Source organism: Burkholderia ubonensis (genome assembly GCF_001718695.1).
GTDB lineage: Bacteria > Pseudomonadota > Gammaproteobacteria > Burkholderiales > Burkholderiaceae > Burkholderia > Burkholderia ubonensis_B.
In genome coordinates this window covers 378836-400101 of the sequence record NZ_CP013421.1, presented here as the reverse complement: position 1 = coordinate 400101, position 21266 = coordinate 378836, and the positions used below count along the sequence as shown (strand labels likewise).

Genomic DNA, 21266 nt, shown 5'->3' with positions numbered 1-21266 from the left:
TCCTTAGAATGCGCTGAGTTCGACGGCGCTCTGGCGGGTGTCGGCGCGCAGCGCGCGCTGTCCCAGCGTCAGGTTCCGGATGCGTACGCCCGGGTTGGCGAGAATCTCGCCGATCACGGACGTCAGCTCGTCGGCGAGGCCCCGCACCAGCGCTTCGCTGAACCGCCCGGCGTGATAGACGACGCTGATCGCGAGACCCTCGTCGCGCGGCTCGGCCAGGAACCAGAAGTCGGTCGCGGCTTCCGTGTCCGCGCCTTGCTGGTTGTGGTCCGGCAACTCGGAAATGCGCACTTGCCCCGCATAGCGGTCGACGGCGCCTTGCCGCTGGTTCTGCAGCGTCAGGCCGATGTCGAAGAGCGGATTGCGGCCCGGAACGCGCTTGACGTGCAGCTCGTCGAGCAGGCGATCCAGCGGATAAAGCGGGTGGGAGAACGCTTCGATGGTGGTGTCGCGCACCCGGGTCAGCAGCGTGTCGAAGCGATCGTCGCCGGCGACGCGATCGCGCAGCGCCAGCACGTTCAGATAGGGGCCGACCTGCGACTCGAGCTCGGGAAGCTCGCGGCCCGCGACCGGCGTGCCGACGACGATGTCCTCCTGGCCGGAGCGGCGGTAGAACAGCGCCTTGATCGCGGACAGCAGCGCGATGAACAAGGTCGCGCCATGGCGCTTGCCGAGCGATTCCAGCGCCGTCGTCGCGGCGGCCGGCAGTTCGAAGCGCCAGGTTTTCCAGCTCGGCGCGGCAGGCTGCTCGACGTCGCCCGGCAGTGCCAGCGCGCGCAGGCCGCCGCCGCCCAGCTTGTTCAGCCAGTAGTCCTTCATGCGCTCGCCTTCCGGCCCCGCGAGCAGGCGGTTCAGCCAGCCCGCGTAGTCCTTGTACTGGATGGCGAGCGCGGGCAGCGGATTGTCCCGGCGCTCGACGAACGCGTTATAGATTTGCGACAGGTCGTCGAGCAGCACCTCCGTGGACCAGCCGTCGGTCACGATGTGATGCATCGTGCAGATGCAGACGTGACGGACTTCGGAGAGCCTGAGCAGCTTGACGCGGAACAGCGGGCCGGCGGCGAGATCCATCGGCGCAAGCCGTTCGCGGGCTTCGATCGACGCGGCCTGCGCATCGCGGTCATCGGCATCCTGCAGATCCACGACCTCGACCGGGAACGCGGCTTCGCCGGCAGGCAGCACTTGCTGGAACGGTTGATTGCCGACCAGCACGAAACGCGTGCGCAGGATCTCGTGACGTTCGCTCAACGCCCGGAACGCGCGCACGAGCGCGTCCACGTCCAGCACGCCCTCGAACAGCAGCGACGTGGGCAGCGGCCCGCCGGCTTGCGACGCATTGAGGCGATCCTGGACCCAGAGCCGCGTCTGCGCGGGAGAGAGTTCGTATTGCGGCTGCGCGGGCAGCGGCGTCACCGGCGTGTAATCGATGGGCTGCGTATCGGCGATGCGCTTCGCGAGGCTGGAAATGGTGGGGTGCGAGAACAGGCTGCGGATTTCCAGCTTCACCTGCAGATCGCGACGGATGCGCGCGGCGACCTTCGTCGCGGAGAGCGAATTGCCGCCCAGCTCGAAGAAATTGGCGGTCGTGCTGATCCGGTTCTTGCCGAGCACTTCCTGCCAGATTGCCGCCAGCTGCGCTTCGAGCGCGTTGCCGGGCTCGACGTGGTCCACGCCGTCGCCGGGTTCGGGCAGGCTGGCGCGATCGAGCTTGCCGTTGGGCAGATGCGCGAACGCGGTCAGGACGACGAACGCGGACGGCACCATGTAATCCGGCAGCCGCTGCTGAAGGTGCCCGCGCACCGCTTCGATCAGTTCGGCTTCGGGGTGCGACGAAAGCAGCCACGCGACGAGTCTCGCGCCGTCGTCCACGCCGCGCAGCGCCACGACGGCTGCGTCGACCCACGGGTGCGATGCCAGCGTCGCCTCGATTTCACCGAGTTCGATGCGCAGGCCGCGCAGCTTGACCTGATGGTCGATGCGGCCGAGGAACTCGATGTTGCCGTCGGCGCGGTAGCGCGAGAGATCGCCGGTGCGATAGAGACGCGCGTGCGGGTCGGCGGAGAACGGATCGGCGATGAACTTCGCGGCGCTCAGTTCGGGCTCGCCATGATAGCCGCGCCCGACCGGCGTGCCGCCGATCAGCAGCTCGCCCGCCACGCCGACCGGCACGGGCTGCATCTGCGCGTCGACGATATAGACGCGGGTATTGGCGATCGGCCGGCCGATCGGGACGTTGCGGTGCGGGTCGTCGCGCCGGCATTCCCAGGCGGTCACGTCGACGGCGGCCTCGGTCGGGCCGTAGAGGTTGTACAGCCGGGCGTCCAGGCGCTCGAAGAAGCGCTGCTGCAGGTCGTAGGGCAGCGCCTCGCCGCTGCACACGACGCGGCGCAGCGACGCGCAGTGCGCGTCGAGATCCGGATGGTCGAGGAAGGCGCGCAGCATGGAGGGCACGAAATGGACGGTGGTGATCCCTTCGCGCGCGATGAGATCGACGAGGTAGTCGGTCTCGCGCTGGCCGCCGGGCCGGGCGAATACGAGGCGCGCGCCGGTGACGAGCGGCCAGAAGAATTCCCAGACCGAGACGTCGAAGCTGAACGGGGTCTTCTGCAGTACGGCATCGTCGGCGCCGAGCGCGTACGCGTGCTGCATCCAGAGGATGCGGTTGGTGATGGCGCGATGGGAGTTGAGCGCGCCCTTGGGCCTGCCGGTCGAGCCGGAGGTGTAGATCATGTAGGCGAGGTTGTCGTTGCTCAGGTCCAGCGCCGGGTTGGACGTGAGCGCGGCATCGAACTCGGAGGTATCGCGATCGACGACGATCAGGCGGGCGTCGGTTTCGGGCAGCGCGGGCAGCAGGTGCTGCTGGGTGAGGAGCCAGCGCAACTGAGCGTTGTCGATCATGAAGCGCACGCGCTCGGCGGGGTAGTCGGGATCGACGGGGACGTAGGCGCCGCCGGCCTTGAGGATGGCGAGCAGCGCGACGATCATGTCGAGCGAGCGTTCCATGGCGACGCCGACGAGGGAGTCGGGCGCGACGCCGAGCGCGATGAGATGGTGGGCGAGGCGGTTGGCGCGCAGGTTGAGTTCGGCGTAGGTGAGCGACGCGTCGTCATGAACGGCGGCGACGGCGCCGGGGGTGCGCTCGGCCTGCTGCTCGAACAGCCGGTGCAGCGGTTGCGCGGCCGCGTCGCCGAAGTCGGCGTCGGTGCGGTTCCATTCGACGGTCACCAGATTGCGCTCGGCGTCGCTCGTCAGCGGCAGCCGCGCAACCGCGGCCGACGCGTCGGCGGCCACAGCCGTCAGCAGCGTCTCGTAGATGCCGAGGAATCGCTGGGCCGTGCGCTCGTCGAACAGATCGGTGTTGTAGTCGCAATCGATCAGGAGTTCCTGCCCCGCGTCGAGCACGTTGACGTTCAGATCGAACGCGGTATGGCGGATCAGCGGGGCGACCAGGCCGACCTTCAGGCCGGGCAGTTCGGGCAGCGCCGACACGGGTTCCAGATTGAAGACCGCCGATACCAGCGGGGCGGCGTTGAGATCACGCTGCGCACCGATCTCGCGGACCAGCTCGGCGAACGGAAAATCCTGATGCTCGAGCGCGTCGAGCAGGTTCTGGCGGGTGCCGGCCAGGAAGCTCGCCACGGTGGCCGCGTCCGGCAGCGTGGAGCGCAGCGGCAGCAGATGCGTGCAGTAGCCGGCGAGGCGGTCGCTGCCGGCCACGGAGCGGCCGGTCACCGGGATGCCGGTGACGATCTCCTGCTGGCCGGCGATGCGGTGCAGGAACAGATTGAAGCCCGCGAGCAGCATCATGTAGAGCGTGCAGCCGTTCTGACGGGCGGCGGCGCGCAGCGACGCGGCCTCATCCGCATCCAGATGCAGGGACACGCGCTCGCCGTGAAACGTCTTCACCGCGGGCCGGGGATAGTCCACCGGAAGATTCAGCGGTTCGGCGTGGCCCGCGCATTGCGCCAGCCAGTACTCGCGGTTCGCCTTCGCTTCCGGACTGTGGCGCTGACCGTCGATCTGCTTCAGGTACTCACGGAACTGGAGCGGCGCCGCAGCCGGAGCCGCACCGGCATAAGCCCGCGCCAGATCTTCGAGCAGGATGCCGAACGTGGAGCCGTCGCAGATGATGTGATGGGCCGTCATCACCAGCAGGTGCCGCTCGCTGCTCAGGCGCACGAGCGCGGCGCGAAAGAGCGGGCCGTTCACGAGGTCGAACGGCTGGCGGCTCTCCTGATCCCGCCACGCGTCCTGGTTCGTGTCGATCAACGGAATCTGGAGCGTCAGCGACGGATGCACGATCTGGCCCGACCCGTCCGGCGTCAGCGTGGTGCGCAGCGCCTCGTGCCGATCGACGAGGCCCTGGACGGCCGCGCGCATCGCGGCCTCGTCGAGCCGGCCGTTCAATTCGAGGGTGGTGTTGACGTTGTAGGCCAGCGATCCTTCAGGATCGACTTCCGACAGGACCCACAACTGGCGTTGCGCTTCGCTCAGCGCGGCAACCGTGCCGTGCTTCGAGTGAGGCCGGATGAAGCCGCCCCGGCGCAGGTCGGCGACGCTGTCCTTCACCGCGCGGATGAACCGGTCGACGTCGGCGTCCGTATGCGCGGTGGACAGGAAGCAGGTGCGCCATTCCCAGATGTAGATGCCCTTTTCGAGCATGTGATAGAAGAACAGGTCGAGGTTCTCGGTGAATTCGAAGCGGAACATCGAGCCGAACCACGTGACCTTGATCGGCGCCTCGGCCTCCGCGAAGAACGCGTTCAGCGTGGCGGCGATTTGCGCGGTCCGTTCGTTGAGCGTGGCCTGCAGCGCCGGACCTTCCTGCTCGATCTTCTCCAGCACGGCCAGCGCGGCCGACATGGCGAGCGGATACTGGCAGAAGGTGCCGCCGAACGCCGTGCGGTCCGCGGCGGGGAACGAGTGGTCGCCGTAGGTCCACATGCCGCCGTCGATGGCGTCCATGAAGCGTCGGGAGCCGGCGATGACGCCCAGCGGCAGGCCGCCGCCGATGATCTTGCCGTAGGTCGCGAGATCGGCCCGAATGCCGAACATGGCCTGCGAGCCGCCCGGATGGACGCGGAAGCCGGTGATCATTTCGTCGAAGATCAGCGCGGCCCCGGCCTCCTCGGTGATGCGGCGCAGCTCCTTCAGGAATGCGACGGGCTGCAGCGACGGGTTGCGGCTCTGCACCGGCTCCACCAGCACGGCGGCGATCGTCGACGCCATGCCGCGGATGGTCTCGAGCGCGGCGTCGCTGCCGTAGTCGAGCAGGACCATGTTCTCGACCGAGCCGAACGGCACGCCGGGGGCCATGGCTTCCGTCACGCCTTCCGCGTTCGCCGCGGCGAGCGTGCCGTCGGCATGGCCGTGATAGGAATGCGTGAACATCACGATCTTGTCGCGCCCGGTCACGGCGCGCGCGAGCCGCATGGCGGTCATCACCGCCTCGGTGCCGGTGTTCGAGAAGGCGACGCGATCGAGGCCGGTGACGCGGGCGAAGCGCGCGGCCACTTCGCCGACGAGGCTGGAGCGCGCGCCCAGTTCGAGCGGACGCTGCCATTCGCGGGTGACCTGCTGCTGGATGAATTCCGGCGTGTGGCCGAACAGATGCACGCCGAAGCCCATCGTGAAATCGATGTACTCGTTGCCGTCGATATCCCACAGCCGCGAACCGGCCGCGCGATCGCCGACGATCGGATACAGCATCTCCTTGGTCGAGAAGCGGAAGCCGACCGTCGCGCGGCTGTCGGCCAGCACCGAGCGCGAAGCCTGCACCGAGTCCTTCGATTTCCGGGTGCGCGTGGTGTAGCGCACGATCAGCGCTTCGAGATGCTCCTGCTGCACGGCGGACAGCCCGCGCGCCCGTTGTTCGACCGGGCTGCCCCAGGGCATCATCGGCTTGCGGGGCTGATTGTCCGCGGCAGCCGCAGCCGCAGGCGCGGGTTTCGTTGCGGGCGCAACGGCATGGACCGCAACGGCGGCCTTCGGCGCGACGCTCGCGACGGCTTGCGCGGCGACCGTCGGCCGAACGTCGGCATGGCCGGTCAGCGACGTGCGCAGCAGCTCCATCTGCTGGCTCATGACGTGGGACAGCAGTTGATTCTGCTCGCGCAACACCCGCTCGACCGTGGAGCCGCCTTCAGCCGCGACCCATTCCACCGGGGCTGCCGGGGCGGCGGCGACCGGCGCAGGCACTGCCGTAAGGAGCGGCGCGGCCGCCGTTGCGGACGGTTCGGCCGCTGCCGCGGGCGGCGCGTTCTCCGCCGGCAGGTTGTCGGCGACGTACTCGGCCAGCGCCTGCACCGTCGCCAGGTCTTCGAAGAAGCGGCGCATCACCAGCTTCACGCCGTACTGCTTCTCGATGTGCCGGATCGCCTCGATCAGCACGATCGAGTCGGCGCCCATTTCCAGGAAGGGCAGGTCGATGTTGATGGTGGAGGGATCGGCCTGGATCAATTCGCCGATCTTGCCGCGAAGCCATTCGAGTACCTCGCCGCTACGGTTGAGCGTCGGCGTTGCGGCGATGGGAAGTGCGCTTGTCTGGGTCATGGACGTGTCCGCTTTCTGGAACCAGGTACGACTGCGTTGGAAGGGATAGGACGGCAATGCGACGCGCGTGAGCGCGGGTGTTTCGGTTGAGGCCCAATCGACGTCGACGCCGTGGGCGTAAAGACTCGACAGCGCTTCGATCAGGGCTTGCTGCTCCACTTGCGGCCGCTGCAAGCCGAGGAACTGGATGCCGGCGTCCGGCGCGCAGCAGGCGCGCGCCAGGTTGACGAGCACCGGCTTGGGGCCGATTTCGACCAGCAGGTTGAATCCGGCTTCGACAAGGCGCTCGACGCTGCTCGCGAACTGCACCGGCTCCCGGCAGTGACGGCGCCAGTACGCGTCGGTGGGCGCCTCGTCCATCACGGCGCCCGTGAGATTGGAATAGAACGGGATCGCCGGGCGCGCGGCGCGCACCGCTTTCGCCGCGGCCTGGAACTCGTCCAGCATCGGCTCGAGCAGCGGCGAGTGGAACGCGTGCGACGTATTGAGCGGCACGGACCGGATGTCTTGCGCGGCGAACGCGTCGACGAGCATCGCGATGCGCTCGCGCTTGCCGGAGATCACGATGCTGGCCGGGCCGTTGACGGCAGCCACCGCCACCTCGTGCGGATAGGCTTCGATCGCGCGCTCGACCGTGGCGAGGTCCGCGAAAACGGCCGCCATCTCGCCGTCGCGAGGCAATGCCTGCATCAGCCGGCCGCGTTCGGCGATCAGCCGCAGGCCGTCTTCCGGCGAGAAGATGCCGGCCGCGCAGGCGGCCGCGTACTCGCCGACGCTGTGTCCCATCACGGCGTCGGGCGCCACGCCGAACGACGCCAGCAACGTGGTGAGCGCGTACTGCAGCGAGAACAGCGCCGGCTGGCTGTAGCCGGTCTGGTGAATGTCCTCGTTGCGGGCGGACAGCACCTCGAGCAACGGCTTGTCGAGCAGCGGATCGGCCACCGCGCGGCAGCGGTCGATCGCGTCGCGGAACACCGGATACGCGTCGTACAGGCGGCGGCCCATGCCGGCGTATTGCGAACCCTGGCCGGTGAACAGGAACGCCATCTTCACCCGGGGCGCGGGCTGCGTCGTCGCGGCGGCGGGCTCTTTCGCCTGGAACGCGCGCAGCTTTTCGACGGCGTCCTCGAGCGACGACACCGGCAGCGCCAGCCGATGCGTGAAATGCGAGCGGCCGGTCGACGCCGAATACGCGACGGCCGCGATATCGAGACCGGGTTCGGCTTCGAGCCGCCGCTGATAGCGCCCGGCAAGCTCGCGCAATGCCGCCGGCGTCTTGGCCGACAGGACGAGCGGATGCACGTTGTGCTTCGACGGCGTTGCCTGCCGCGCCGGCGCGGGCGCTTCCTCCAGCACCAGGTGGGCGTTGGTGCCGCTCGCGCCGAACGCGCTGACGCCGGCTCGCCGTGGCTGCGCGCCGCGCGGCCACGCGCTCGCCTCGGCGCAGACCTCGATCGGCAACTCGTTCCAGCGCACCAGCGGGCTCGGCTGGCGGAAATGCAGGTGGGCGGGAATGCGCTCGTGGTTGAGCGACAGCACGACCTTGATGACCCCCGCGATGCCGGCGGCGGATTCCGTGTGGCCGATGTTGGTTTTCACCGAGCCGACGCGCAGCGGCCTGCCCGCGTCGCGGCCGGCGCCGAACACCGTCGCCAGCGCCTGCACCTCGATCGGATCGCCGAGCGCGGTGCCGGTGCCGTGCGCTTCCACGTAATCGACGGACGCGGCGGGAATCCCGCCCAACGCCTTGCGGATCACTTCTTCCTGCGCGCGCCCGTTCGGCGCGGTAAAGCCGCTCGACGCGCCGTCGTGGTTGACGGCCGAGCCGCGCAGCACGGCCAGCACGCGATCGCCCGCGGCGAGCGCATCGGACAGGCGCTTGAGCACGAGCGCGCCGCAGCCTTCGCTGCGCACGAAGCCGTCCGCCGCCGCGTCGAAGGTCTTGCAGCGGCCGTCCGGGGCCAGCGCCCGCGTGCGCGACACGGCGATCGAGTTGTCCGGCGAAAGAATCAGGTTGACGCCGCCCGCGATGGCGAGATCGCACTCGCCGGTGCGCAGGTTCTGGCTCGCGGTATGGATCGCGGTGAGCGACGACGAGCAGGCGGTGTCGATCGCCATGCTCGGGCCTTGCAGGCCCAGCCCGTAGGAGATGCGTCCGGCCGCCGTGTTGAGCGGATTGCCGGTGAAGAAATAGCCGTCGATGCCGCTGCCGCCGCCGTTGCGAAGCTGCAGATTCGCGTAATCGTTGGTGGTGATGCCGACGAACACGCCGGTGCGGCTGCCCTTCAGGCTGTCGACGGGAATGCCGGCATGCTCCAGCGCTTCGTGGCTGACTTCGAGCAGCAGGCGCTGTTGCGGGTCCATCGCGGCCGCTTCGCGCGGCGTGATGCGGAAGAACGCCGGATCGAACTGGTCGACGCCGTCGAGAAAGCCGCCGAAGCGGCAATACATGCGGCCCGGCGCTTCGGGATCGGGATCGTAGTACGCGTCGATGTCCCAGCGCTCGCGCGGCACTTCGGAAATCGCGTCCACCCCGTCGTTCAGCAACTGCCAATAGGCGTCGAGATCGTGCGCGGCGCCCGGAAAGCGGCAGCTCATGCCGACGATCGCGATCGGCTCCGGCGTGCCGGCCTCGCGCGTCGCAGCGGCGGGCGCGTCCGGCCGCGGCGACACGGCCTGCGCCGGCGCAGTGGGCGCGGCGGGCGCGTCCGGCGTCGTGGCGGACGACTGCTCCGCCAGGAAATCCGCGAGGGCGTTGACCGTCGGATGATCGAACAGCAGCGCGACCGACAACGGCGCGCCGAGCGCTTTTTCGAGGTGCGCGCGCAGGTCTACCGCCATCAGCGAATCCATGCCCATCTCGAAGAACCCGCGGTCGCGGTCCGGTGTCGCCGAGCCGAAGCCGAGCACCTGCGCAACCGCGCGGTCGATGGCGTCCGCCAGCAGGCGCTTGCGCTCGCGGGGGGATTTGTCGCTCAGCGCGGGCATCGCCGGCGCGCTCGGCGGGGTTGCGTCGACCCGCACGCGGTCGAGGAAGGGCTTCGGTCCGCGCGCCTCGTAGGAGCCCTGGAACAGCGCGAGGTCGATGTCGACGACCGCCACCTGGGGCACGGCGGGGAGATGATCGAGCACGTCGAGCGCGCGATCCGCCGCCAGCGACCGGATGCCGACGCGCCGCAGCAGCGCTTCGGCCTCGGGGAACGTCATGCCGCCCTGCGCCCACGGCCCCCAGTTCACGCTCAAGGCCGGCAGGCCGAGGCGGCTGCGATGATGCGCGAGCGCGTCGAGGAAGCGGTTCGCGGCGCTGTAGTGCGCTTGGTCGCGCGAGCCCCACGCGGACGCGATCGACGAAAACAGGATGAAGAAGTCGAGCGGGAACGGTTCGCTATGCTGATGGAGCAGCCATGCGCCGGCGACCTTCGGTTGCAGGACGGCTTCCAGCTCCTCGCGCTCGACCTGCATGATCGGCTTGTAGCCGACGATGCCGGCCGCATGCACGATGCCCCGCAGCGGCACGCGTTCGCGCCGGAGCGCGGCGAAGCAATCCGCGACGGCCGCCGGGTCGGTGATGTCGAGGCGTTCGCAACGGACGGTCACGTTCCGGGCGCGCAGCTCGGCGATCGCCCGCTGGCTCTCGTCGCTCGCGGCCCCTTGCCGGCCGACCAGGATCAGCGTGCCTGCGCCGTGCGCCGCCAGCCACCGGGCGGTGTGCAGCCCGAGCGCGCCGAACCCGCCGGTGATCAGGTAGGCCGCTTCCGGGTCGACCCGCAGCGCGGCCGTTTCGGCTTGCGCGAGCGGGCTCAGGCGCGCGACGTAGCGCGCACCTTGCCGCAAGGCCACCTGTTCTTCGCGGCTCTCGCCGAGCACCTCGTGAAGCAGCGCCTGCGTCTCGTCCTCCGGCGCGGCCGGATCGAGATCGATCGCGGTGCCGAACCATTCCGGATGCTCGATCATCGCACCCCGCGCCAGGCCCGCCAGCGCAGCCTGCGCGAGTCCCGATACACGGGGCGCTTCGCCGGCTTCCACCGCGTCGCGCGTGACCACCCAGATCCTGGGCCGGGCCGACGCCGCCCACTCGCGCTCGCCGCTGCCCAGCGCGCGCACGAGATGCAGCAGCGCCGTGGACATGCGCGACGCGCCGACGGTTTCGTCCAGCGCCCACAAGAAGACGATGCGCTGCCCGGGCGCGGCGGCCTTCTTCAGCAAGCGGACGAAATGGTCCGGCTGCTCGGGCGCGACTTGCCAGGCTGCGTCTGCTTGCGCGGGGGCGCGATAGTCGCGGCCGGCGCGGACCAGCGCGCAGGATGCGCCGCGCGCGCGCAGCAGGGCCGCGAACCGGTCGCCCACGCCGCTCTCGTCCGCGAAGATCAGCCACGGCGACGCGTCGGCGGCGATCGGGGCCGCCGGCAACGCGGCTTGCTGCTCCCACACCACGTGATAGAGCGGGTTTGCGTCCGGGGCGGCGGTTTCGGCGGGGGCGAACGCGGTCTGAAGCAGTTCCGGGAATGCATTCAGCACCTCGTCCGAATACTTGCCGGACGTCCTGAGGCGCCGCGACGCTTCCTCGATGCTGCCGGCATCCATGCCGACGACGGGCGAGCGGCTTTTTTCCAGACTGAAGCGCTGGCGCTCGAACGGGTAGTTCGGCAAGGTCGTGGCGGGCTGGGCGGGCGCCGGGAACAACGCGTTCCAGTCGAACTGCCAGCCCTGCACGTACAGGGCCGCGAGCGCGCGCTCCAGCGCGTGGCCGGCGCATGGCGGCGGCAGCCAGCCGTCGGCGAGCCCGTCCGGCGTGTGCGGCGCTTCGGCCTGATCCGACCGCCCGGCCAACTGCAGCCAGTACTGCGGATGCGTGACCTCGTCGGTCACTTCGGCGCCGAGACTGCCGGAAATCAGCCGGATCGACGGCCGTGCGAGCGCCATGTCCTGCAGCGCGGCGCGCAACGCGTCGGAATCGGACCGGGCGGCCACGAGGCGCAGCGCGTCGGCCAGGCTCACGACACCCGCCACGCAGGCCGCGACGTATTCGCCGACGCCATGGCCCGACACGACGGAGGGGCGGATGCCCCATGCGTTCCACAGTTCCGCCCACGCGAAGTGGATCGCGAAGCGGCCCGCATCGGTATCGAGCGCCGACAGCGGCACCGAGCAGCGCTCGAAGGCTGCGCGGAAATGCGGTTCCGACGCGTGCAGCTCGCGCGCGACGCCGGCGTCCAGCGACGCGAACATGAAGCCCATGCGCGAGGCTTTGCCCGCGCGCGCCGAAGTCGTCGCCGGTTCCCGCACGCCCGACGCATAGGCCGCGCGAAACGGATAGTGGCTCCGTCCCACGGCGGCGGCACGGCAGATCGCGGCCAGCTCGTGCGGCGGCGCGCCGGCGATCGCGCGCTCGTAGCGTTGCGCGAGCGCCGTCAGCGCCGCTTCGGACCGGGCCGAAAGCAGCAGCAGCGAACGCCGCGCATCGTGCGCCGGCGCGACCGGCGGTTCCTCGACGATCGCGTGGGCATTGGTGCCGCTGAAGCCGAACGCGCTCAACCCGGCGACGCGCCGGCGTTCCCCGCGCGGCCACGCGACCGGATCGGCCGCGACGCGGATCGGGATGTCCTGCCACGGCGTATGCGGATTGGGTTGCGTGAAATGCAGATGCGCAGGAATCCTGTCGTGCTCGAACGACAGCAGCACCTTGATCAGCCCGGCGATGCCGGAGGCCGATTCCAGATGGCCGATATTGGTCTTGACCGAGCCGATCACGAGCGGCTCGGAGGCCGCGCGCCCGGGGCCATAGACGCCGGCCAGCGCCTCGACCTCGATCGGGTCGCCGAGGGACGTCCCCGTGCCGTGGGCCTCGACATACGAGACGTCGCCGGGCGCGACGCCGGCCTGGTTCAGCGCGCGGCGGATCACGCGCTCCTGCGAATCGCGGCTCGGCACGGTCAGCCCGCCGCCCGCGCCGCCCTGGTCGACCGCCGTGCCGCGCACGATGCCGAGCACCCGGTCGCCGTCGGCGAGCGCGTCGGCGAGGCGCTTGAGCACCACCATGCCGCAGCCTTCGCCGCGCACATAGCCGTCCGCCGCCGCGTCGAAGGTCTTGCAGCGCCCGTCCGGCGACAGCATGCGCGCCTGCGAGAAGCTGACCATGACCTCGGGCGAGAGCATGAGATTGACGCCGCCCGCGAGCGCCATGCTGGTTTCGCGCGAGCGCAGGCTTTCGCAGGCCAGGTGCAGGCAGACCAGCGACGACGAGCACGCGGTGTCGATCGCCATGCTCGGGCCGGTGAGGCCCAGCACGAACGACAACCGGCCCGCGGCCATGTTCAGCGCGCTGCCCGTGCCGGCGTAGCTGCTCGACGGCGTCGACGCGCTGGACACCTGAATGGCATGGTCGAAGCAGGTAATGCCGACGTACACGCCCGTGGCGGACTGCCTGAAGCGCTCGGGCGCGAGATGGGCGTTTTCGAGCGCCTCCCAGGCCACTTCGAGCAGCAGCCTTTGCTGCGGATCGAGGTAGGTGGCCTCGCGCGGCGCGATCCCGAAGAACGCCGCGTCGAATTGATCCACGCGCTCGATGAAGGCGCCGTGGCGGGTCGCCATCTTGCCGGGCGCGGCCGGGTCCGGGTCGTAGTAGCGGTCGATGTCCCAGCGTTCGCGCGGCACTTCGGTGACGGCGTCGCGCGCGTGGTCGAGCAGTTGCCAGAACGCGGCCGGCGTATCGCTGCTGCCGGGAAAGCGGCAAGCCATGCCGATGACGGCGATCGGCTCGTTGCGGTCCGAACGCAGCGCCGCGATTTCCGCGCGCCGCAGGCGCAGTTCGTCGAGCGCGGCTTTCAGTGCTTGAGTGGCCTTGGCGTTCATTGGGCGCCGATCTCCTGGGCGATCAGTTCGGAAAGGTCGTCCTCGTCGAGGTCTTCGGATGCTTCGTCGACGACGGGAGCGGGAAGCGACGGCGACAGTTCGTTGAGCACGTATTGCGCGAGCGTCTGCAGGTTCGGATAGGAAAACAGCAGCGTGGCGCGAAACGGTTTTCCGAACACCTTGGTGAGGCTGTCGGTCAGCTCGAGCGCGATCAGGGAGTTCAGGCCGAGATCGAACAGCGATTGGTCGGGCGCGATGGCGTCGGCGCCGGAGAGGCGAAGGGTCTTGGCCAGCATCTGCGCGAGCGTGGCGGTGACGAGCTCGATCCGCTCGCGCGGCGCGCACGAACGGAGCTGGCGCAGCAGCGGTTTCTCCTGCTGCGCCGGCTGGGCGGCCGGTTGCGCCAGCTCGGAAAACAGCGCCGACCCTGCGGCCGGCGCATCGACCCGGAACAAGGTCGGCCAGTCGATCCGGGCCACCCCGGACTGGACGACGCCGGACGCCATCAGCCGCTCCAGCGCCGCAATGGCCAGTTCGGGCGACAGCGTGCCGACGCCGAGTCCGGCCAGTTGTTCGTGGGCGCGCCGCCCATAGTCGGTGGCGGCGTGGCCGATCTCAGCCCACGGCCCCCAATTGACGCTGAGGCCCGGTTTTCCCTGCGCGCGCCGATGATGCGCGAGGGCGTCGAGGAAGCCGTTCGCCGCGGCGTAGTTGCCCTGGCCCGGCATCGTGATCAGCGCGGCCATCGACGAGAACAGCACGAAATGGTCGAGCGGCAGGTCGGCCGTCAGCTCGTGCAGATACCAGGCCCCGTCGGCCTTGCCGCTGCCGGCGCGATGGAAGGCATCGTCGTCCTGGCGCGTCAGCAGCGCATCGTCGAGCGTGCCGGCGAGGTGGAAGACGCCCTTGAGCGGCGGCATCGAGCGCGCGATTTCGCCGATCGCTGCGGCGACGTCGTCGCGTCGCGACAGATCGGCGCGAATGACCCGGGCGTCGAGCGTGCGCAGGATTTTTTCGGCCGCGGGGGAGGGCTCGCCGCGCCCGAGCAGCGCGATCTTGCCGGCGCCGTTGGCGGCGAGCCAGGACGCGAGCCGCAGGCCGAGCCCGCCGAGCCCGCCGGTCACCAGATAGGTCGCGTCGCCGTGGAACCTGATCGGGCGGTGACTGACGAATTCGCGATTGTCGCGGGCGATGCGCGCGACGTAACGCTGTTCGCGGCGATACGCGATCATGTCTTCTCGGCCGCCGGCCCAAACCGCTTGCACGACGTGCGCCGCAAACGGCTGCGCGGGATCGAGGTCGATGAGCCCGCCCCACAGCGCGGCATGCTCGACGGCGATCGCCCGGCCCAGTCCCCACAGGGGGGCCTGCGCGACGGCCGTCGATTCCCCCTCCAGCACGTTCATCGCGCCCGACGTCACCAGCCACAGACGCGCCTGCCCGGCCGACGGGGCGCGTGACGCAAGCGCCCTGACCAGTTGCAGCACGCTCGTGCTGGCATGCCGTCTCGCCGCGATGTCGGACGGATCGAGATCGAGACTCCAAAGGTGGATGACGCCCTTCAGCGGCCGGTCGAGCGCGGGCAGGTCCGGCGTCGCGTCCGCGAAGTACAGCGCGCACGTATCGCCCGCGCTTTCCAGCAGCGCCGCCACTTGCGCGCCGACGCCGCCGCGGTCGGCGAGAATCAGCCACTCGCCATGCGGCGAGCCGCCGGGTGCCGCGTCGACGCTCGACGGTCGCCACACGCGCTGATACAGCAGCGCGGCGACCTCTTGCCGCCCGACGGTTTGCGCGGAACGCACGTGCTGCAGCCGCAGCGCGTCGATCTCGATCAGCAGTCGTCCGGCGAGGTCGTAGACGCGGATATCGCCCTCCAGCGCATCTTGCCCGACCGGCTTGCGCAGCGTGGCGTGACTCCACGCGTCTGCCGATGACGGCGGCTGATGCACGCGCACCGCGCCGATCGAACTGGGCAGGTACATGCCGCCCTCGTTCAGCGCATCCGCGTCGATCGCGGCGGCGAGCACGCGGCTGCACGCGTCGAGGAACGCGGGATGCACGTGGTATTGCGACGACGCCAGCGCTTCGGCAGGCAGGCTGATTTTCCCCAGCGCCTCGCCGGCGGTGCGCCAGATCTGCCGGATCGCGTCGAACACGCCGTCGATCTGAACGCCGTGTTGCCGGATTTCGCCATTGAAGTCCGCGCCCGATGCCGTTTCGGTGCAGCGGGCCTGCACCGAAGCGGCATCGAATCGCCGTGGCGCGGCGGACGGCCTGGACGCGCACATCTCCCGCAGCCGGCGCAACTGCGGCAGATTGCCGAGGATCAGCTCGACCGGCGGACCGAAATCGAGCAGGCAGGCCACTTCATCCACGCCGATCGATTCCAGGTCCCGCACCAGCTCGACGCAGGTTTCCGGGGTGCCGATGAGGCCGCGCGATTGCGCGAAGCGTTCATAGAGAAACGCGACGAACTCATCCAGCTCGCGCGCGCCCATCGCGCGCACGTCCACCGACTGGCCACGGCTTTGCGCCAGCCCGTTCAGCAGGCCGATATTGCTGCGGATGTAGTTGCAGAACGGCGCGCGCGCCTGCTCGCGCACCTGCGCCGGGTCCGCGCCGACGAACGTGTGCAGCATCACGGAGACGGTGCCCGCCGCCGGATCGAAGCCATGCTTCGCGCGCGCGTCGCGGTAGAGCGCGATCTTGTGGGCGAGCTGATCCCGATCCTGGTCGAGCACGTGGGTCAGCAGGTTGGCGCCGACCTCGCCGGCGAGGACGAAGGTCTGCGGGTTGCTGGCGGCGGTCACCCAGACGGGCAGCTCCGGCTGCACCGGCGTCGGGTAGACGCGCAACTGCACCGGCTTGCCGACGCCGTTGCGCGCATCCAGCGTGCCGCCGCGCCACAGATGCTGAACGGCGCGCATCGCGGTCAGCATCTCGTCCTGCCGGGTCGCGTACTTTTCCGGGGCGAACACGAAATCGTCAGGATTCCATCCGGACGCGAACGAAACGCCGACGCGGCCGTTCGACAAGTTGTCCACCATCGACCACTCTTCCGCGATGCGGATCGGGTTGTGCAGCGCGCCGACCACGCTGCCCGCGAGCAGCCTCACGCGCTGGGTGGAGGCGGCGAGCGCGGCGTGCAGCACGGCGGGATTGGGGTACAGCGAGCCGAATTCGGTGAAATGGCGCTCCGGCACCCAGACGCTGGAAAACCCGTTCGCATCGGCGAAGCGGGCGCTTTCCATCACGAGCCGGTACTTGTTGCCGGACAACGCCTCTTCACTGCTGGCGAAGAACATCAGGCCGAATTTCATGCGTGGCTCCACTCCGATTCGTGAATTTCGGCACTGGCGCACATCTGCCATGTCGCGGCGGCGCGCGTGTCCTCGATCCGGTGATAGACGGCAAACGAAAACGGTCCCCCGGACTGGCGGCTCAGCACGGTCTGCACGGTGCGCGATTCGTGCGGATGCAGCGGCAACGGCGCATGCAGCGCGAGGTCCTTCAACGTGGCATGGCCGGCGGAACCGATCTGCGACGCGGCCGCCAGCGCCATTTCCACATAGGCGGAATAGGGCAGGACGGGCGCGCCCTTGACGCGATGCCCGCCGAGAAACGCGGCGGCCGGCGCGTCGAGGCGCGACTCCCAGATCCACGTGCCGGGCGTGTGCGCGGGCTGCTCCTTGAGGCGCCCGAGCAGCGGATGCCGGGGCTCGCGCGCGGGTATCCAGAAGCTGCGACGCTCGAACGGGTAAGTCGGCAGCGTGAGCCGCCGGTGCGGGTCGTCCTGCTCGAACGCATGCCAGTCGATGGATGCGCCGCGTACATAGAGCTCGGCGAGCGTGTGCAGGATCGCGTCCCACGCGGCCGTGCGCGCGCCGATCTCGATCACGATGCTTCCGGCCGCATCGCTGTCAGGCGCCTGCGGCGCGGCCGCAAACGAGGCCGCGGCGCGATGCCCGTCGCCGGTGCTGCGAACCGCTTGCGGCGTGATGCCGAAGGACATCCATAGCTGCGCGAGCGCGCACTGGAATGCCGTGAACCGTGCTTCGGGCGTATCGAGCCCGGGCGCTTCGCGTTGCCGGTCCATCAGCGCGCCGAAAGCGGGGCTGGCCGCGCGCAATTGCCGCTCGGCCTCGATGCTGCCGCCATCGTCCGCGCAAAAGTGGAACGTCACCGCAGGCGGTGTTTCTGCGCTTGCGCTTGCCGTAACGCCATGCAGTTGCGCACGCAACGCATCGAGACTCGACGCGACGACGGCGGCGCGCCGCGAGAAGTGGGTGCGCCCGGTGTTCGCCGTGAACGCGACATCCCGCAAACGGACCTCGGGATGGGCGTCGAGATATGCCGCATAGGACGCCGCCAGCGCTTGCAACGCTTCGGGCGTGCGCGCGGAGAGCGTCACGACGCGCGCCGCAGGTGCCGTGAGCGCCGCCGGATCGGCTTCGATCTCCCCGGGCCGCCGCGGCGCTTCGGACAGGATCATGTGCGCGTTGGTGCCGCCGAAGCCGAACGAACTCACGCCGGCCATGCGCGGCCCGTGTTCCGCATGCCAGTGCGTGACCTGCTGCGGAATGCGGAAGGGCGTGCCGTCGAGCGCGATATGAGGGTTGAGCGACCGGAAATGGAGGTTCGGCGGAATGACGCGATGGTGCAGCGCCAGCGCGGTCTTGATCAGGCTGGCGATGCCCGCCGCCGACTCCAGATGGCCGATGTTGGTCTTGACCGAACCGATCCAGCAGAGATCTTCCGGGCGACGGGATTCGCTGAGGACCGCCGTCAGCGAATTCAATTCGATGGGGTCGCCAAGCGGCGTTCCCGTCCCGTGCGCCTCGACGAAGCCGACGTCCTGCGCCCGCACGCCGGCATCGCGCAGCGCACTGTCGATCACGGCCTGCTGGGCCGGGCCATTGGGCGCGGTCAGGCCGTTGCTGCGGCCGTCCTGGTTCACCGCCGAGCCGCGGATCACCGCGAAGACGGTGTCACCGTCCTTGACGGCATCGTCGAGACGCTTGAGCAGCACCATCCCCACGCCTTCGCCGCGCACGTAGCCGTTGGCTGCCGCGTCGAACGCCTTGCAACGGCCGTCCGGCGACAGCATGCCCGATTGCGTGAAGGAGGCGCTCAACTGCGGCGCCAGGATCAGGTTGACGCCGCCGGCGAGCGCCGCATCGCACTCGCCGCGCTGCAGCGCGCGGCACGCCTGATGAGCCGCGACGAGCGACGACGAGCACGCGGTGTCGACCGCCCAGCTCGGGCCGCGCAGGTCGAGCGCGTAGGAAATGCGGTTGGCGGCGACGCTGAGCGCATTGCCGGTCGCGACATAGGGGCCGACGTCCGCGGCTTCTTCCTGCGCCAGGCGGACGTAGTCCGTATTGCTGATGCCCACGATGACCGCGGTGCGTGCGCCGGCGAGACGCCGCGGTGCGATGCCCGCGTGCTCGAACGTCTCCCAGGCGACCTCGAGCAGCAGGCGCTGCTGCGGGTCCATCGCCTCGGCTTCGCGGGCGCTGATGCCGAAGAAATCCGCATCGAACTGGTCGACCTGCTCCAGCAGTCCGGTGGCCGGAAGGTTGGCGGCGCGCGGGTTCGACGCGCCGACCGCGTCGCGGCCCTCCAGCAGAAGCTGCCAGAATGCGTCGGGATGATCGGCGCCGGGGAAGCGGCATCCGATGCCGACGATGGCGATATCCGCGCGCGCTTCGGCGCAAGCGCGCGCCGTTTCCGAGCGCGCATTCGCGCCGCCGCTCAGATGGCGCGCCAGCAGGGAAATACTCGGAAAATCGTAGACGACCGTAGGGGAAACCGGCTGCCCGAGCCAGTCCTGCAACTCGCCCGTGAGCATGATGGCGTCTTTCGAGTCGAGCCCGTAGGCGCTGAACGGCGCGTTGGGGTCGAGATCGCCGGGCGCGATGCCCGACAGGCGCGCGACATGCTCGACGAACCATTGCACCAGCGCCTGCGTGCTGCGTGCGGTTGCAGGCGCGGCGGGCGCGTATTCCGCAGAGAACGCACGCCGCCACTCGCCCGCGATCGCGAGCCCCTGTCCGCTGACGAATGCCTGCCGGGTTCGGCTCCGCTGGATTTTTCCGCTGGACGTGCGCGGGATCGTGGCGGGCTTCAGCAGGATCGCCGCATACAGGTCGACGTCATGGTCTTCGGCGAGCTTGCGCCGGATCTCCGCGGCGACGGCTTCGGCGTTCAGCGTGTTGAGCGCTTCGCGGCGCACCTCGCACGCGATGACGACCCGCTCGACGTTGTCGACGTTGATCGAGAAGGCCGCCGACGCGTTGGGCGCCAGCGCCGGGTGGCTTCCCTCGGCAGATTGTTCGAGATCCTGAGGGTAGTGATTGCGGCCGGCGATGATGATGAGGTCTTTCAAGCGGCCGGTGACGAAGAGGTCCTCGCCGTCGACGAAGCCGAGATCGCCCGTGCGCAGGTAACGCGCGTCATCCCCGTCCAGCCTGGCGCGAAAGGTGCGCTCCGTTTCCTCGGTGCGATTCCAGTAGCCGACGCCGACGCTCGGGCCGGTCACCCAGATTTCGCCGATCCGGCCCGGCGGGCACGGCTGGCCGGTATCCGGATTGACGATCTGCACGCGATGCCCGGCCCACGGCCGCCCGCATGAAACCAGCGCGTGGCGCTTGCCGTGCGCGTGCCTCGTCGCGACGCCGCGGGCGAGATCGTCGGCGTCGAAGTCGGCCACGAGCGGCAGCGAGCGTGCCGGCTGACCGGCGATGAACAGCGTCGCCTCGGCCATGCCGTAGACCGGATGCATGGTGTGCGCGTCGAAGCCGCACGACGCGAATGCGCGCGAAAAACGCGCCACCGTGTCGGCGCGCACCGGCTCCGCGCCGTTGAATGCGACCTGCCAGCTGCTCAGATCGAGCTGCGCCTTGGCTTCGTCGGAAATCTTGCGCGCGCACAGGTCATAGGCAAAGTCCGGCGCGGCGCAATGCGTGCCGCGATACTTCGTGATCGCTTGCAGCCAGCGGATGGGCTTCTGCACGAAAGCCGCCGGCGCCATCAGCACCGACAGCACGCCGAGATGGATCGGCAGCAGCACTTTCCCGAAGAACCCCATGTCGTGAAACACGGGGAGCCAGCTGACGAACACGGTCGACGCGCCGGCATCGCTGGCCTCGGCGATGACCTCCATGTTGCTCAGGATGTTCGCGTGGCTGATCATCACGCCTTTGGGCGTACCGGTGGAGCCCGACGTGTATTGCAGCAGCGCCAGCGTCTGCGGCGTGATGTCCGGCGCGCGCCATTGCCCGGCCGGTGCGTCGAACCCCTGGTCCGTCGCAAGGATCTTCAGTTCCAGCGTGTCGGAATAGCCATCCTCGCGATGCGCGATGCCGTCGAGCGTGGCCGCGTCGGTCAGCGCGACGACCGGCCCGGCGTCGGCGACGATCGACTTGAGACGATCGGCCGGACGATGCCTGCGCGGAGGATAGGCCGGCACGCCGATCAGGCCGGCGTACAGGCATCCCGCCCATGCGCTGATGAATTCCAGCCCGGGCGGATAGACCAGCAGCACGCGATCGCCCGGTTGCGCGATGCCCTGCAATCTGGCGGCGATGCCGCGGGCCCGCTTGTCCAGGTCGCCGAACGTCAGCCGGGCCAGCTCCGCTTCGCCGTTGTCGAGAAAAATGAATGCCGTTTTCTCCGGCGTGTCATGGCCGCGAAATTGCAATAATTCCGTAACAGTCCTGAATTTCATTTCGGGAAGCATACGAAACCTTCGTTGTCTGCAGAGCGTTGATTGGGATGCACGCCACCTTGGGACCGGTTCGCGTTCATTCCGATGGGCAACGGCAGGCTGTCCTGCGCGAAGCAGATTGAGATCCGGCATG

The 21266-nt window shown here is 69.4% G+C and carries 3 protein-coding genes; all 3 read right to left on the bottom strand.

What is annotated here, in order from left to right:
• Window positions 1–3: 3 nt before the first annotated feature.
• From WJ35_RS16765 to WJ35_RS16755, 3 genes are read right to left on the bottom strand one after another with little or no spacing between them, the layout of a single operon-like run.
• A complete protein-coding gene (locus tag WJ35_RS16765; RefSeq protein ID WP_069239540.1) occupies window positions 4–13404 on the bottom strand; it encodes a hybrid non-ribosomal peptide synthetase/type I polyketide synthase in 13401 nt (4466 codons plus the stop codon).
• Window positions 13401–16724 carry a type I polyketide synthase gene (locus WJ35_RS16760; RefSeq protein ID WP_069239539.1) on the bottom strand — a complete coding sequence of 1108 codons (3324 nt, stop codon included), beginning with the start codon at window positions 16722–16724 and terminating at the stop codon, window positions 13401–13403. Before WJ35_RS16760 ends, WJ35_RS16765 begins: the two co-directional genes overlap by 4 nt.
• Window positions 16721–21145 (bottom strand): beta-ketoacyl synthase N-terminal-like domain-containing protein, encoded by a 4425-nt coding sequence (locus tag WJ35_RS16755; protein WP_069239538.1) that lies wholly within the window; start codon window positions 21143–21145, stop codon window positions 16721–16723. The genes WJ35_RS16760 and WJ35_RS16755 overlap by 4 nt, the downstream gene beginning before the upstream one ends.
• Window positions 21146–21266 lie beyond the last annotated feature (121 nt).